At 65.0% G+C, this 12,789-nt stretch carries 15 protein-coding genes; all 15 read left to right on the plus strand.

Annotated features, from left to right (window positions below; all coding sequences use genetic code 11):
• Positions 1–164 precede the first annotated feature (164 nt).
• Positions 165–530, plus strand: coding sequence for a DUF2267 domain-containing protein (locus QA642_RS33735; RefSeq protein ID WP_283080737.1), 366 nt, complete (start codon positions 165–167; stop codon positions 528–530).
• Positions 531–554: 24 nt separating this feature from the next.
• Complete coding sequence (locus QA642_RS33740) at positions 555–962, plus strand: DUF4332 domain-containing protein (protein ID WP_283080738.1); 408 nt, start codon at positions 555–557, stop codon at positions 960–962.
• Between the two features lie 311 nt (positions 963–1,273).
• Positions 1,274–2,134: a dihydropteroate synthase gene (folP, locus tag QA642_RS33745; protein WP_283080739.1), complete on the plus strand. Its 861-nt coding sequence runs from the start codon at positions 1,274–1,276 to the stop codon at positions 2,132–2,134.
• The gene (gene folB, locus QA642_RS33750) at positions 2,131–2,499 is read left to right on the plus strand and encodes a dihydroneopterin aldolase (protein ID WP_008132622.1); all 369 of its coding nucleotides are present in this window, start codon (positions 2,131–2,133) and stop codon (positions 2,497–2,499) included. The genes folP and folB overlap by 4 nt, the downstream gene beginning before the upstream one ends.
• A gap of 1 nt (position 2,500) precedes the next feature.
• The gene (gene folK, locus QA642_RS33755; RefSeq protein WP_283080740.1) at positions 2,501–2,992 is read left to right on the plus strand and encodes a 2-amino-4-hydroxy-6-hydroxymethyldihydropteridine diphosphokinase; all 492 of its coding nucleotides are present in this window, start codon (positions 2,501–2,503) and stop codon (positions 2,990–2,992) included.
• 81 nt (positions 2,993–3,073) lie between these two features.
• The gene (locus QA642_RS33760; RefSeq protein WP_283080741.1) at positions 3,074–4,945 is read left to right on the plus strand and encodes a methylmalonyl-CoA mutase family protein; all 1,872 of its coding nucleotides are present in this window, start codon (positions 3,074–3,076) and stop codon (positions 4,943–4,945) included.
• A complete protein-coding gene (locus tag QA642_RS33765; protein WP_283080742.1) occupies positions 4,942–5,406 on the plus strand; it encodes a GFA family protein in 465 nt (154 codons plus the stop codon). The genes QA642_RS33760 and QA642_RS33765 overlap by 4 nt, the downstream gene beginning before the upstream one ends.
• Before the next feature lie 16 nt (positions 5,407–5,422).
• Positions 5,423–7,579 (plus strand): methylmalonyl-CoA mutase, encoded by a 2,157-nt coding sequence (gene scpA, locus QA642_RS33770; protein ID WP_283080743.1) that lies wholly within the window; start codon positions 5,423–5,425, stop codon positions 7,577–7,579.
• 37 nt (positions 7,580–7,616) lie between these two features.
• Positions 7,617–7,913 carry a nucleotidyltransferase domain-containing protein gene (locus tag QA642_RS33775; protein ID WP_283080744.1) on the plus strand — a complete coding sequence of 99 codons (297 nt, stop codon included), beginning with the start codon at positions 7,617–7,619 and terminating at the stop codon, positions 7,911–7,913.
• A 32-nt stretch (positions 7,914–7,945) separates the two neighbouring features.
• Positions 7,946–8,719: an RsiV family protein gene (locus tag QA642_RS33780; RefSeq protein ID WP_283087032.1), complete on the plus strand. Its 774-nt coding sequence runs from the start codon at positions 7,946–7,948 to the stop codon at positions 8,717–8,719.
• Positions 8,720–8,850: 131 nt separating this feature from the next.
• The gene (locus tag QA642_RS33785; protein ID WP_283080745.1) at positions 8,851–9,843 is read left to right on the plus strand and encodes a tripartite tricarboxylate transporter substrate binding protein; all 993 of its coding nucleotides are present in this window, start codon (positions 8,851–8,853) and stop codon (positions 9,841–9,843) included.
• Between the two features lie 174 nt (positions 9,844–10,017).
• The gene (locus QA642_RS33790) at positions 10,018–10,509 is read left to right on the plus strand and encodes a tripartite tricarboxylate transporter TctB family protein (protein ID WP_027558743.1); all 492 of its coding nucleotides are present in this window, start codon (positions 10,018–10,020) and stop codon (positions 10,507–10,509) included.
• Between the two features lie 4 nt (positions 10,510–10,513).
• A complete protein-coding gene (locus QA642_RS33795) occupies positions 10,514–12,025 on the plus strand; it encodes a tripartite tricarboxylate transporter permease (RefSeq protein WP_283080746.1) in 1,512 nt (503 codons plus the stop codon).
• Positions 12,026–12,120: 95 nt separating this feature from the next.
• A complete protein-coding gene (locus QA642_RS33800; RefSeq protein WP_283080747.1) occupies positions 12,121–12,435 on the plus strand; it encodes a nucleotidyltransferase domain-containing protein in 315 nt (104 codons plus the stop codon).
• A complete protein-coding gene (locus QA642_RS33805; RefSeq protein ID WP_283080748.1) occupies positions 12,436–12,780 on the plus strand; it encodes a HepT-like ribonuclease domain-containing protein in 345 nt (114 codons plus the stop codon).
• Positions 12,781–12,789: the final 9 nt, after the last annotated feature.

Consider the following 12,789-nt stretch of genomic DNA (forward strand, 5'->3'; position numbering starts at 1 on the left):
TCGCTGTTTCCGTCTCCGCACTTGCACCGTTGCAACACTTTTCGCGCCTTCGCGAGTGAATCGGAACGTCTCATGCGTTCATCGCTTGTATTTCACATCACACCGGCTCAAGATCATTTTCGAAAGCAATACTCCGGCGTGCAACCGGTTGAGGGGCGGGTCTAATGGACGAGCTGATCGGGCGGCTGGCGACAAACGCCAGCATAGATAGTGCTGTGGCTGAAAATACCGTGGGCATTATCCTGGGTTTCCTTCGCAACGAGGGCCCTTCCGACAGCGTGCAGGCCCTGATTGATCAAATTCCCGGCGCGGAGGCCGCGATCGAGGCGTCCAGGAGCGGCGGCGGACTGTCGCGGCTGATGGGCGGCGGCCTGATGGCCGTCGGCACGCGCCTGATGGGCCTGGGACTTGGCATGTCCGAGATTCAAAATGTCGCCCGTGAACTTTTCCGCTACGGCCGAGACAAAATCGGAGCGGATCAGATGGGCAAGATCATTGCGGGGACGCCGGGCCTCAGCCAGTTCGCCTGAGCGACATTTTTCATATCGAATATCATGACATATCCGATTTCCGAGATTGAGGGCCTGCCTGCTTTTGCCGCCACCAAGCTGAAGGCGCAAGGCATCCGCACGACCGACGCTCTGCTCGAGGCCGCCTCGACTGTGAAGGGCCGCAAGGCGCTGTCCGCCAAGACCGGCATCAGCGAGCAGCAGCTGCTGGAGTGGGCCAACGTCTCCGACTACATGCGCATCCCCGGCATGGGCCGGGCCAAGGTCGGCCTCGTCCGCGCCGCCGGCGTCACCACCGTGCGCGAGCTCGCCTATCGAAATCCGGCACGGCTCGCCCAGAGCATGCGCGACGCCAACGAGAAGAAGAAGCTCGTCCGCATCCTTCCTTCCGAGAAGTCGGTCGGCGACATCATCGCCAAGGCCAAGAAGCTGCCGCCGAAGATCACGTATTAGCCTGCTTACTCTCTCCGTCATCCTTCGAGGCTCGCTGAAGAGGCGAGCTACCTCAAGGTGACGTTGATACAGCGACGCTGCATCCCCAAACTCCGCCGTCATACCCCGCGAAGGCGGGGTATCCAGTACGCCGCAGCTCCTCCGTATCACCGCACTGCCTCGGAATACTGCATTGCCCGCTTTCGCGGGCAATGACAGCGAGTGTGTATGAGCCGCGCGGCACGAAACCCGGATTTCGCTTCGCTCCACCTGAGCTACGAAGGCCCCCTCCCGTCTTGACACCCCCTTCCCGACCGCGCAAAGCGGGCGGCATGAATGCCTCGCCCTCCCCATCCGTCCCGCCGGCCGGCTCGGCCGGGCTCGATGCGCTGCAGACGCTCGTGGGCCGGCCCATTCCGGCGGTGATGGGCGTGCTCAACGTCACCCCGGATTCCTTCTCCGACGGCGGCGAGTTCATCGCACCCGAGCAGGCGCTGGAGCGCGCGCGGGCGATGATCGCCGATGGCGTCGACATCATCGATATCGGCGCCGAATCAACCCGGCCCTACAAGGGCGCGAAGGCCGTCACGGCCGCGGACGAGCTGGCCCGCCTGAAGCCGGTGCTGGCAGGCGTCGTCGCGCTCGGCGTGCCCGTGTCGATCGACAGCATGAAGGCGGAGGTGGTGGCCTTCGCGCTCGATAAGGGCGCGGCGATCGCCAACGACGTCTGGGGCCTGCAACGCGATGCGGACATGGCGCCGCTGATCGCCGCACGAGGCGTCCCCGTCATCGTCATGCACAACCGCGACAGCGTCGATCCCGCCATCGACATCGTCACGGACATGAAGGCGTTCTTCCTGCGCTCGCTGGATATCGCCGCAAAAGCCGGCATCGCGCGCGAAAAAATCGTGCTCGATCCCGGTATCGGCTTCGGCAAGACCGCCGAGCAGAGCATGACGGCGCTGGCGCGCCTCGGCGAGCTCGACATGTTCGGCCTGCCGATCCTCGTCGGCGCCTCGCGAAAACGCTTCATCGCCTCGGTCTCGCCCTCGGAGCCGAAAGAACGGCTCGCCGGCTCGATCGCCGCGCATCTCATCGCCGCGCAGAAGGGCGCGAAGATCATCCGGACCCATGACGTCGCCGAGACCTTGCAGGCCCTGCGGGTCGCCAATGCAATCGAGAGCAAGCAATGACCGACACGATCTTCGTCACCGGCCTGTCGATCCATGCCCGCCATGGCGTCATGGATCACGAGACCGAGGTCGGCCAGCGTTTCGTCATCGACCTCGAGCTCTACACCGACCTGTCGGAGCCTGCCCGCACCGACCGGCTCGCCGACACGGTGTCCTATGCCGAAGTCGTGGCGACCACGACGGCGGCGTTCAAGAACACCAATTACAAGCTGCTGGAAGGCGCGGCCGGCGCGGTCGCCGATGCCATCCTGTCGCACTTCCCGCGCATTCGCGCGGTGAAGATCACCGTGCACAAGCCGCATGCGCCAATCGCGGCGATCTTCGACGACGTCGGCATCATGCTGACGCGCTCGCGACATCCCTGACATGGCGAGCGTGTTGATTGCGCTTGGCGGCAATGTCGGCGATGTCCGCGCGACATTCAAAAAGGCGATCGCAAACATCTGCGGCATGGCGCAAGCGGCGGTGATCGCGCGGTCCTCGGACTACATAACGCCGCCCTGGGGCGACGAAGACCAAAATCCCTTCATCAATGCCTGCGTCGAGATCGAAACCGATCTCGATCCGCACGCGCTCCTGTTCGTGATGCAGAAGGTCGAGCAGAAATTCGGCCGCACACGGGACAAGGAGCGTCGCTGGGGACCGCGCACGCTCGATCTCGACATGATCGCCTATGACGATGTCTCCTTGCAAAAGCCCGACCTGACCCTGCCGCATCCGCGCCTGTTCGAGCGTGCCTTCGTGCTGGTGCCGCTGGCCGAAATCGCGCCGGATCGCATCATCGCAGGCATTCGTGTGCGTGACGGGCTTGCCAGCGTCTCGACGCAAGGCATTGAGCAGCTTCCGGATACCGGTTAACCAAAAACAACCGTTTGCAGGGACGGCTCGGCGTGGCAATTTCGCCTGCGAATAACAAGCCGTTTGGGAGCCCTTGGCCGTATGACCTCCGTGACCGACGACCTGCCGCTGGCGGCCGATTTTCCCAAGGCGACCGTCGAAGACTGGCGCAAGCTAGTCGATGGCGTGCTGAAGGGTGCGCCGTTCGAGAAGCTGGTCGGCAAGACCTATGACGGCCTCAAGATCGACCCGCTCTATCCGCGTGCCAAAGGTGTCGCGCCCGTGGTGGGCCGGCCTGCGGCCGCGCCGTGGCAGATCATTCAGCGGATCGATCATCCCGATGCAGTCGCCGCGAATGCGCAAGGACTGACCGATCTGGAGAACGGCGCAACGGGACTTGCGCTGGTGTTCGCCGGCGCCAATGGCGCTCACGGCTTCGGCCTGGAGCCTTCGGCCGATGCCGTCGCGAAAGTGTTGAAGGACATTCATCTCGATGCCGGCATCGGCATCGAGCTCGAGATCGGACCGCAATCGCGGATGGCCGCGATCCATGTCGCGGAATATGTCAAGAGCAACGGCCTCGATCCCGGCGCCTGCAACATCCGCTTCGGACTCGATCCGCTCGCGGCCGGCGCAGTGTGGGGCCATAGCCCTTACACCTGGGACGAGATCGTTCCCGCCGTCACCGGCGCGATCAAGGGCCTCGCCGCACTCAGCTTCAAGGGACCGTTCGCATCCGCCGATGGACGCGTGATCCACGATGCCGGCGGCTCCGAGGTGCAGGAGCTCGCCTTCGTGCTCGCCTGCGGCGTCGCCTACTTACGCGCGATCGAAGGCGCCGGCATTCCGCTGGAGGCCGCGCAAGGCATGGTCTATGCGCGGCTTGCCGCCGATGCCGACCAGTTCCTGACCATGGCCAAATTCCGCGCGCTGCGGCTGCTGTGGGCGCGAATCGAGACCGCGTGCGGATTGACGCCAAAGCCGCTGTTCATTGCCGCCGATACGGCCTGGCGCATGCTGACGCAGCGCGATCCCTATGTGAACATGCTGCGCGCGACGATCGCGACATTTTCGGCGGGGCTCGCCGGCGCCAACGCGATCACCGTGCTGCCGCACACGCTGGCGCTCGGCCTGCCTGATGCCTTCGCGCGGCGCGTGGCGCGCAATACGCAGCTCCTGCTGCTGGAGGAAAGCAATCTCGCCAGGGTCAGCGATCCCGCCGCCGGCGCCGGCGGCATCGAGACGCTGACCGCACAGCTCTGCGAAGCGGCCTGGGCGCTGTTCCAGGAGAGCGAGAAAGCCGGCGGCGCCTTCGCCGCGCTTCAGCAGGGCTTGTTCCAGAGCAGGGTCGCGGCCGCGCGAAAGGCGCGCGATGCCAACATCGCAAAGCGCCGTGACGTCCTGACCGGCGCCAGCGAGTTTCCGAACCTGCATGAGAGCGAGACGGCGGTGCTGAAGGCTACGCCGGTCGCGCTCGCGCCCTACGGCGAGCAGAAATACAAGTTCGATCCGCTCACCCCGATCCGGCTGGCGGAACCGTTCGAGGCGCTGCGCGACAAATCCGATGCGGCGCTGAAGGCGCGCGGCGCGCGGCCGAAGGTGTTTCTGGCCAATCTCGGCACGCCCGCCGATTTCACCGCGCGTGCGACCTTTGCCAAGAGCTTCTTCGAGGCGGGCGGCATCGAGGCCCTCGACAGCGAGGGTTTTGCCGATCCGGCCAGGCTGGCGGCCGCGTTCAAGGCCTCCGGCGCCGAGCTTGCCTGTCTTTGTTCCGGCGACAAGGTCTATGCGGAACACGCCGAAGCCGCCGCGAAGGCCCTGCAAAGCGCAGGCTGCAGACATATGTATCTCGCAGGCCGCCCGACTGATGCCGAGGCGGCGCTGCGGGCTGCCGGCGTCACCGGCTTCATCTTTGCCGGGGCCGACGCGCTTGCCACGCTGCAGGACGCCTATCGACGGATGGAGCAGGCATGACCAAAGCAGGCAAACCAGTTCTCACCGGCGGCTGCCAGTGCGGCGCCGTGCGCTTTGGCGTCATGACGGCGCCGACCCGGGTTTCGATCTGTCATTGCCGGATGTGCCAGAAGGCCAGTGGCGCGCCGTTCGCCTCCTTCGCCGACGTGAACAGGACGGAGCTTGCCTGGACCAAGGGAAAGCCCTCGTTCTTCCGCTCCTCCTCGATCGCCGAACGCGGCTTTTGCCCGGCCTGCGGCACGCCGCTGAGCTTCGGCCGCATCGACGGCGACCGCATCGAGATCATGACCGGTGCGTTCGACCGCCCCGACCACGTGGTGCCGACGCGGCAGTTCGGCACGGAGTCGCGGCTTGGCTGGGTGGTCGGCATCTCCAATCTGCCGAGCCAGACCACGCAACAGAATTACGGACCGGAGAAGATGGCGACCATCGTCAGCCATCAACATCCGGATCATGATTGAGGATATGGTTGGAACCATGACCCGCATTCCCAATTTCGCCGATGTCGCCTTCGAGCGCGCCGCCACCGCGGCGCCGTCAGGCAGCGCCGAGCCGTGGCTGACGCCCGAGGGCATTCTGGTGAAGCCCGCTTATGGCGAGGCAGATCTCGCCGGTCTCGATTTCCTCGAGACCTATCCCGGCATCGCGCCCTATCTGCGCGGGCCCTACCCGACCATGTATGTCAACCAGCCCTGGACCGTCAGGCAATATGCCGGCTTCTCCACGGCGGAGGATTCGAACGCGTTCTATCGCCGCAACCTGGCTGCCGGACAGAAGGGCCTCTCGGTCGCCTTCGACCTTGCCACCCATCGCGGCTATGACTCTGATCATCCGCGCGTCGGCGGCGACGTCGGCATGGCCGGCGTGGCCATCGACTCCATCTACGACATGCGCACGCTGTTTGCGGGCATTCCGCTCGACCAGATGAGCGTGTCCATGACCATGAACGGCGCCGTGCTGCCGATCCTCGCGCTCTACGTCGCGGCCGCCGAGGAACAGGGCGTGCCGCCGGAAAAGCTCTCAGGAACGATTCAGAACGACATCCTGAAAGAGTTCATGGTGCGCAACACCTATATCTATCCGCCCGCGCCATCGATGCGGATCATCTCGGACATCTTCGCCTATACCTCGCAAAAGATGCCGAAATACAATTCGATCTCGATCTCCGGCTATCACATGCAGGAGGCCGGGGCGACGCAGGACCTCGAGCTTGCCTATACGCTCGCCGACGGCGTCGAATATCTGCGCGCCGGCCTTGCCGCGGGTCTCGACGTCGACCGCTTCGCCCCGCGGCTGTCGTTCTTCTGGGCGATCGGCATGAACTTCTTCATGGAGGTTGCCAAGCTGCGCGCCGCGCGCCTGCTCTGGGCGAAGCTGCTAAAACCCTTCAATCCGAAAGACCCGCGCTCGCTCTCCTTGCGCACACACAGCCAGACCTCGGGCTGGTCGCTGACCGCGCAGGACGTGTTCAACAACGTGATGCGCACGACGGTGGAGGCGATGGCGGCGACGCAAGGCCACACCCAGTCGCTGCACACCAACGCGCTCGACGAGGCGTTGGCGCTGCCGACCGATTTCTCGGCGCGCATCGCCCGCAACACCCAGCTCTTCCTGCAGCAGGAGAGCGGCACCACCCGCATCATCGATCCCTGGGGCGGCTCGTATTACGTCGAGCGTCTCACGCGCGACCTCGCCGCGAAAGCCTGGAGCCATATCCAGGAGGTCGAGGAGCTCGGCGGCATGGCGAAAGCCATCGAAGCCGGCGTGCCGAAGCTGCGCATCGAAGAGGCCTCGGCCAAGACGCAGGCCCGCATCGATGCCGGCAAGCAGGCGGTGATCGGCGTCAACAAGTACAAGCCGACCGACGAGGCGCCGATCGACATTCTCAAGGTCGACAATACCAATGTCCGCCGCTTGCAGATCGACAAGCTGACGAGATTGAAGTCGGAACGTAACCAGAAGGACGTCGACGCCGCGCTTGCCGCGCTGACGCGCTCGGCCGGCGAAGGCAACGGCAATCTGCTCGCGCTCGCGATCGATGCGGCGCGGGCGAAAGCGACCGTCGGCGAAATCTCGGACGCGATGGAGAAAGTGTTCGGCCGGCACCGTGCCGAGATCAAATCCATCACCGGCGTCTACAAGCGGGAGGCGTCCAGCATGGGCAACCACGTCGAGAAGGTTCAGGCGCTGATCGACGCCTTCGAGGAGGCGGAAGGACGCCGCCCGCGCATCCTGGTCGCCAAGATCGGCCAGGACGGCCATGACCGCGGCCAGAAGGTGATCGCCTCGGCCTTTGCCGATATCGGCTTCGACGTCGACATCGGGCCGCTGTTCGCGACCGCGGACGAGGCCGCGCGGCAAGCGGTCGAGAACGACGTCCACATCCTCGGCGTCTCCTCGCTCGCCGCCGCCCATCTCACCGCCGTGCCGGAGCTCAAGGCCGCGCTGAAGAAGCAGGGCCGCGACGACATCATGATCATCGTCGGCGGCGTGGTGCCGCCGCAGGATTACGACGCGCTCTACGCGGCCGGCGCGGAAGGCATCTTCCCGCCCGGCACCGTGATCGCGGAGGCGGCCGAGGAGCTGATCCGCAAGCTGAATGCCCGGCTCGGGCATAGCGAGGCGGCGGAGTAGATGATAGGCTGGCCGGGTAACCGGCCAGGTTGTGTCCATGACACGTGATGAAATCGTCGCCGCGATACGCAGGAACGCTGATGCCATCAAAGGCAAGGGCGTGTCGAAGCTTGGCATCTTCGGCTCGCGGACTCGCGATGACTATCCGCCGGCCAGCGACATTGACGTCCTGGTCGAGGTTGAACCGGCGGTCTCTTTCTCGCTACTCAACCTGATCGATGTCGAGCAGATCATCGAGGAGGCGACCGGCTTGCAGGCGCAGGCAACCGTCCGGCGCTCCATCTCCCCCCACCTTGCGCACCAGATAGCCGACGACTTCCTCGAAGTCTTTTGACGCTCAGTTAGGGAGCACAATCCTTGAAGTTCATGAGCCGTTTGAGCGTCGCCATGGCGCTTAGCGCAACGTGCGTAATATCCGCCCTTGCCGCCGACCCCAAGCCCGACGCCGTCGTCAAGAACAAGAGCATCGAGGCGCGAATCTTCCTCGACGACAAGATCAAGGCCGATGCTGCGCTGGCAGCGGATTGTCTCGCCGAAGGCAGGAAGTGGCTCGACAAGAGCGCAGCCGAAGCTGCCGCATCGCGCAAGGAAGATCCGCAGTTCTTCAGGGACGGCGGCTGGGATTTCGAGCGCAAATATGCGATCCGCTCGGTCGTTGCCGATCGTTATGTCAGCGTGCTGCGCAACGACTACATGGACACCCACGGCGCCCATCCCAACTCGGACGTGAACACGGTCCTGTGGGACAAGGCCGAGGGCAAGCGCATCTCGATCCGGCCCTTCTTCACCGAGACCGCCGACAAGGGGCCGACCATGAAAGCGATGGTGAAGACCATCATCGCCTCGCTCAAAGTCGAGAAGAAGAAGCGCGACACCAGCGAGACCGCAACCGACGAATGGTTCAAGAGCGTGGAGCCGAGCCTGCTCAAGATCGGCGCGGTGACGCTCGCGCCTTCAACCGAGGCGGGCAAGGGCTCCGGACTAACCTTCCATTATCCGCCCTATGCGGTAGGTCCCTACGCCGAAGGCGAATATGTCGCCTTCGTGCCGTGGGAGACCCTTAAGCCGTATCTCACCGCGGAGGGCATCCGCATTTTCGGCGGCGAGCGGCCGAAGGGCGACGCGGAGGAGCCGCAGTGAGCATGTTTTGAGCAGCGCCACGTTGCTCACAGCACGCTGGTAGCGCTACCTTGCGGCGGCGCCGCAAAGCCGACTAGAATGCTTTCATTGACAAGAGCGCCCGAGGTTACGGGCGCCGCTGGGAGGCATTCATGTCCAAGATGACGCGCCGCACTTTTGCGGCTTCAAGCGCCGCAGTCGCGGCATCCGCCGCTTTCGGCTTCAAGCCCGCACTGGCGCAAGCCTATCCGGCACGGCCGGTCACCGTCATCGTGCCCTGGGGCGCGGGCGGCGGCACGGACGCAACCGCGCGCATCGTCGCAGCGCTGCTCGAAAAGGACCTTGGCCAGCCCTTCAACGTGGTCAACCGCACCGGCGGCTCCGGCGTGGTCGGCCATAGCGCCATCGCGACCGCGCAGCCCGACGGCTACACCATCGGCATGCTCACGGTCGAAATCTCGATGATGCACTGGCAGGGCCTCACCGATCTGACGCCCCGGAGCTACACGCCGCTGGCGCTGATGAACGAGGACCCGCCGGGCATCCAGGTGTCCTCCTCCTCGCCCTACAAGACGGTGAAAGAGCTCGCCGAGGCGATCAAGGCGGCGCCTCCCGGCAAGTTCAAGGCGTCGGGCACGGGCCAGGGCGGCATCTGGCACCTGGCGCTGGTTGGCTGGATGCAGGCGATGGGCCTGCCCGCCAACCAGGTCGCCTGGGTGCCATCGAACGGCGCCGCACCGGCGATGCAGGACCTTGCCGCCGGCGGCCTCGACCTCACCACCTGCTCGGTGCCGGAGGCGCGCGCCATCATCGAGGCCGGCAAGGCCAGGAGCCTCGCCATCATGGCGCCGGCGCGCAATCCGATCTTCAAGGACGTGCCGACGCTGAAGGAGGCGATGGGCATCGACTACGCGACCGGCGCCTGGCGCGGCATCGGCGCGCCGAAGAACCTGCCGCCGGAGATCGCAACCAAGCTCACCGCGGCCCTGAAGAAGGTCTACGACTCCGCCGAGTTCAAGGACTTCATGAGCAATCGCGGCTTTGGCACTGTCTGGGGCGATGCCGCCCATTTCGCCGGCTTCATGGACAAGGGCGATGCCCAGATGGGCGAAGCGATGAAGGCGGCCGGCCTGAGCAAGGCGTGATTGTTCACCTCTCCCCGCTTGCGGGGAGAGGTCGAATTCGAGCTTTGCTCGAATTCGGGTGAGGGGGAGTCTCCGCGAATCCAACTCTCACCGTCCGCGCGGAAAGTCCCCTCACCCCGACCCTCTCTCCGTAAGAACGGGGCGAGGGAGAAGAACACTCATAGGACTCCTCCCATGCGTCTTCCCGACTCCGTCACGGGATCGTTTCTCGTCGTGCTCGGCGCGGCTGCCGCCTATGGCGGCTACATCCTGCCGCCGGTGCCGGGGCAGCCGGTCGGCCCCAACGTGTTCCCGCTCGTGATCGGCACCGGCCTTGCGCTGTGCGGGCTCGCGATCGTGTTCGGGATCGGCCATTCCTTCGAAGAGGAGGAAGAGCTGGTCCCGCTCGAGGACGGACAGGCGGCCGCACCGCCGCCGCAGAGCAAGCTCTACGGCCTGCGCGCCCTGCTGCCGCCGGCGCTGCTGCTGTTCTACGTCTTCGCCGCCGACCGGCTCGGCTTCATCATCACCGCGGCGATCATGGTCTACGTCACCTCCACCGCGCTCGGGGCGAAGTGGAAGCTGGCGCTGCCGCTCGCAGCACTATCGCCCTTCGCCATCCACCTCATCTTCGGCAAGCTGCTGCGCGTGCCGCTTCCCGCCGGCCTGTTGCCGACGCCCTGGTGATCCCATGCTCAAGACCCTGATTGATGCCCTCGCGCTGATCTCCACCTGGGAGGTCATCATCGCGATGTTCGCCGCCTCCGTGTACGGGCTCGTGATCGGCTCGCTGCCCGGCCTGTCGGCGACGATGGCGACCGCCCTGCTCGTGCCCGTCACCTTCTATCTGTCGCCGATCGCGGCGATCGCGACCATCGTCGCGGCGTCCTCGATGGCGATCTTCTCCGGCGACATTCCCGGCGCGCTCTTGCGCATTCCCGGCACGCCCGCCTCCGCCGCCTATGCCGACGAGGCCTATGCCATGACGCGGAAGGGCCAGGCCGAGCTCGCGTTAGGTGCCGGCGTCTGGTTCTCCGCCGTCGGCGGCATCGCCGGCGTGCTGTCGCTGATGATTTTGGCGCCGCCGCTCGCCGAGATCGCGCTGTCGTTCTCGACCTTCGAATATTTCTGGCTGGCGCTGCTCGGCCTGATGTGCGCGACCTTGGTGGCGCGCTCCTCGCCGGTGAAGGCCATCGCCGGCATGTTCCTCGGCCTGCTCGTCTCCTGCATCGGCATCGAGAATCCCGGCGGTGTGCCGCGCTTCACCTTCGGCATCACCGATCTGTTCGGCGGCATCGAGCCGATCCCGGCCCTCGTCGGCGTGTTCGCGGTGGCGCAGGTGATGCGCGCGATGCTGACGCCGGAGCCACCGCCGCTGCCGCGGCGCAAATTCGGAAGCATCATGGCCGGCCAGTGGCTTCTGACGAAGAAGTACCATTGGCAGATGACGCGCGGGAACATCGTCGGCATCATCATCGGCGTGCTGCCGGGCGCTGGCGCCGACATGGCCGCGTGGGTCTCCTACGCCATGTCGAAGCGCTTCTCCAAGGAGAAGGAAAAGTTCGGCACCGGCCATGTCGAGGGCCTGGTCGAGGCCGGCGCCAGCAACAATGCCAGCATCGCGTCGGGCTGGGTGCCCTCGCTGCTGTTCGGCATCCCCGGCGACACCATCGCCGCGATCGCGATCGGCGTGCTCTACATGAAGGGCCTCAATCCCGGCCCGACGCTGTTCACCGAGAAAGCGTCGAGCATGTACGCGATCTACCTGATGTTCATCATCGCGAACGTCCTGATGATCCCGCTCGGCATCGCCATGATCCGGGTTGCCGCCTACATCCTGCTGGCGCCGCGCTCGACCGTGATGCCGATCATCATGCTGTGCTGCGCGGTCGGCTCGTTCGCTATCGGCAACAACATGTTCGGCGTCGTCACCGTCGCCGCCTTCGGCGTGATCGGCTACGTCATGGAAGCCAACGGCTATCCCGTCGCCGCCATGGTGCTCGGCATCGTCATGGGCACCATGGTCGAGCAGGCCTTTGTGACCTCGCTGATCAAGTCCGACGGCAGCATCCTGCCGTTCTTCGAACGGCCGGTCGCCGCCATCCTCGCCTCCATGGCGATCGGCGCCCTGCTGTGGCCGGTGATGGTGTGGGTGTGGCGCAAGGTGAAACCGATGCAGACGGCGGCGGCAACGACCCGGTGATATCGGGCGGGCGGCCCTCGCCTGCCCCGGCGGGGAAGGTCGAGCTGGTTCCGCTATAGCTGGGCCGGGCGGTCGCCCTGTGCTAGTATTCGGTCATGGCCGAGGTCGCAGACATTCCACTCCAGGCGCTTGTCGGGAAGATCCGAGAGCTTGCTCCCGCCCTGAGGGCTGCGGGTGTCACGCGGCTTTACCTTTTCGGGTCTCGCGCGCGCGGCGACGCTCGGCCTGACAGCGACCTCGACATACTCGTCGAGACGACCTCGCGCGAGGAAACGACGCGGTTCGATTACTTCAGAGTCCTGCACCTGATCGAGGACCATGTCGGCCTTCGAGCGCAAATATCGATGCGAGACCTGCTGAAGCCGCGCATAGCCGAGCGGATCGCGGATGATCTGGTTGAGGTCTTCTGAATGCCGCCGACGGTGGAAGACCGACTACGAGACATTCTGGAAGCGATCACCGACATCGAAGGTGTCGTGAAGAACCTCACCCTCGATCAGTTCGTCTCTGAAAAGACCTCCCGCCTTGCAATCGAGCGGCTTCTCGAGATCATCTGCGAGGCATCGAGATTCATCCCGGATGAGGTCAAGCGAACCGAGCCCGGAATCGACTGGCGCAAGATGATCGACTTCGGAAATCTTCTGCGTCATGCCTACCATATGACGAAGGCCGAGATCGTTTGGGACATCATTCAAACCCACCTTCCACCATTGAAGTCTTGCGCCGAGAGACACATTCGCATGTCGGGCCGCTAGCGCCTGGAC

Source organism: Bradyrhizobium sp. CB2312 (assembly GCF_029714425.1).
In the GTDB taxonomy this organism is placed as follows: Bacteria; Pseudomonadota; Alphaproteobacteria; order Rhizobiales; family Xanthobacteraceae; genus Bradyrhizobium.

Excerpts from the sequence above, each read along its gene's own strand:
- QA642_RS33735 (WP_283080737.1), top strand. The coding sequence starts at position 165 with ATGGACGAGCTGATCGGGCGGCTGGCGACAAACGCCAGCATAGATAGT.
- QA642_RS33740 (WP_283080738.1), top strand. The coding sequence starts at position 555 with ATGACATATCCGATTTCCGAGATTGAGGGCCTGCCTGCTTTTGCCGCC.
- folP (WP_283080739.1), top strand. The coding sequence starts at position 1,274 with ATGAATGCCTCGCCCTCCCCATCCGTCCCGCCGGCCGGCTCGGCCGGG.
- folB (WP_008132622.1), top strand. The coding sequence starts at position 2,131 with ATGACCGACACGATCTTCGTCACCGGCCTGTCGATCCATGCCCGCCAT.
- folK (WP_283080740.1), top strand. The coding sequence starts at position 2,501 with ATGGCGAGCGTGTTGATTGCGCTTGGCGGCAATGTCGGCGATGTCCGC.
- QA642_RS33760 (WP_283080741.1), top strand. The coding sequence starts at position 3,074 with ATGACCTCCGTGACCGACGACCTGCCGCTGGCGGCCGATTTTCCCAAG.
- QA642_RS33765 (WP_283080742.1), top strand. The coding sequence starts at position 4,942 with ATGACCAAAGCAGGCAAACCAGTTCTCACCGGCGGCTGCCAGTGCGGC.
- scpA (WP_283080743.1), top strand. The coding sequence starts at position 5,423 with ATGACCCGCATTCCCAATTTCGCCGATGTCGCCTTCGAGCGCGCCGCC.
- QA642_RS33775 (WP_283080744.1), top strand. The coding sequence starts at position 7,617 with ATGACACGTGATGAAATCGTCGCCGCGATACGCAGGAACGCTGATGCC.
- QA642_RS33780 (WP_283087032.1), top strand. The coding sequence starts at position 7,946 with ATGAGCCGTTTGAGCGTCGCCATGGCGCTTAGCGCAACGTGCGTAATA.
- QA642_RS33785 (WP_283080745.1), top strand. The coding sequence starts at position 8,851 with ATGTCCAAGATGACGCGCCGCACTTTTGCGGCTTCAAGCGCCGCAGTC.
- QA642_RS33790 (WP_027558743.1), top strand. The coding sequence starts at position 10,018 with ATGCGTCTTCCCGACTCCGTCACGGGATCGTTTCTCGTCGTGCTCGGC.
- QA642_RS33795 (WP_283080746.1), top strand. The coding sequence starts at position 10,514 with ATGCTCAAGACCCTGATTGATGCCCTCGCGCTGATCTCCACCTGGGAG.
- QA642_RS33800 (WP_283080747.1), top strand. The coding sequence starts at position 12,121 with ATGGCCGAGGTCGCAGACATTCCACTCCAGGCGCTTGTCGGGAAGATC.
- QA642_RS33805 (WP_283080748.1), top strand. The coding sequence starts at position 12,436 with ATGCCGCCGACGGTGGAAGACCGACTACGAGACATTCTGGAAGCGATC.